This window comes from Methanoregula sp. (assembly GCF_002835825.1).
GTDB lineage: Archaea > Halobacteriota > Methanomicrobia > Methanomicrobiales > Methanospirillaceae > Methanoregula.
On sequence record NZ_PIZH01000475.1, the window covers coordinates 1 to 1,576 of the forward strand.

General features: G+C 61.5%; 2 protein-coding genes. Both read left to right on the forward strand.

What is annotated here, in order from left to right; genetic code table 11:
• Positions 1-1,220 (forward strand): nitrogenase iron-molybdenum cofactor biosynthesis protein NifE (gene nifE / locus CW742_RS12425; protein WP_292420827.1); only part of this gene is annotated, 1,220 nt, incomplete at its 5' end.
• Positions 1,217-1,576: nitrogenase component 1 (locus CW742_RS12430; protein ID WP_292420829.1), on the forward strand; the 360-nt coding region annotated here is incomplete at its 3' end. The genes nifE and CW742_RS12430, both read left to right, overlap by 4 nt.

Genomic DNA, 1,576 nt, shown 5'->3' on the forward strand with positions numbered 1-1,576 from the left:
TCCCGCACGCGGCCCACCGGGTCCAGCGCCCGATCGGCTGTGCGTCCTCCACGTGGGATATCCGCGGCAGCCTCTCGAGCGGCTCCGAGATGTACCGGAACAGCTTCTCGACCGACATGAAGGAACGCGACGTGATCTTCGGGGGCGAGAAGAAGCTTGCAGCCTGCATCGACGAGATCGTGGAGAGATACCATCCCCCCGCGGTCTTCGTGTACGCAACCTGCGTCACGGGGATGATCGGGGACGACATCGTTGCCGTCTGCAAGGAGGCAACCCGCCACCACGGGATTGATGTGATCCCGGTCGAGTCCAGCGGGTTCATCTCCGGCAACAAGGTGGTCGGGTACCGGGCAGCGGCCCTCGCCCTCATGCGGCTTATCACGCCAAAGGACGGGCAGCGGATTGAAAAAACCCGGAGCCTCAACTTCCTCGGCGAGTACAACCTCAGCGGGGAGATGTGGCTTGCCCGGCGATACCTGCAGGAGATGGGTATCGGGATCAACGTTGCCTTCACCGGTGACTCGACCGTTGCCGCACTGAAACAGGCCCCCGGTGCATGCCTCAACCTTGTCCAGTGCACGGGCTCGATGCACTGGGTGGCAATGCAGATGGAAAAAGAGTTTGGCATTCCCTTCATGGACGTCAATTTTTTCGGCTCCGAAAACACGGCCGAGAGCCTGCGGAGGATCGCCGCATTCTACGACGACCCGGAGATCACGACCCGGACCGAGGCGCTGATCGCCCGCGAGATGGCCCGGATCAGCCCGGCCCTTGACCGGTACCGGCAGAAGCTTGTCGGTAAACGCGCAGCAATCTACGTCGGCGGCGCGTACAAGGCAGTTGCCCTCATCCGTCAGCTCCGCGATCTCGGGATGGAGATCGTCCTCACCGGCACGCAGACCGGTAAGAAAGAGGAGTACGCTGCCATCGGGGAGCTCCTGGACAAAGGGGCGATCGTTGTTGACGATACGAACCCCGCGGAGATCGAGCGGTTCTTAACCGATATGAAGGTCGATGTCATGGCCGGCGGCGTCAAGGAACGCGTACTTGCCTACAAACTGGGTGTCGGGTTCGTGGACCACAACCATGACCGGAAAGAGTGCCTTGCCGGGTTCGACGGCGCCGTGAACTTTGCCCGCGAAGTGTATGTCACCACCTGCTCGCCGGTCTGGAAATACCTGAAAGCACCGGCAGGAACTCCGCGGGAGGCTCAGCCATGAACACGCCCGCGGGAAACGGCACAGTCCGGCAGGTGAACGAGAACCAGTGCCAGAACTGCATGCCGCTGGGAGCGGTCATCGCGTTCCGGGGCGTGTCAGGGGCGATGTCTCTTGTCCACGGTTCGCAGGGCTGCAGCACGTATATGCGCTTATGTTGCGTCGAACACTTCAACGAGCCGCTGGACATTGCGTCCTCCTCGCTCAACGAGAAGCAGACCATTCATGGCGGCGAAGCGAACCTCAAAAAGGCGCTCGATAATATGCGGAGGGTCTATGCCCCTTCGGTTATCGGGGTGCTCTCCACCTGCCTTGCCGAGACCATGGGCGAGGACCTTGACCGGATCCTCCAGGACTAT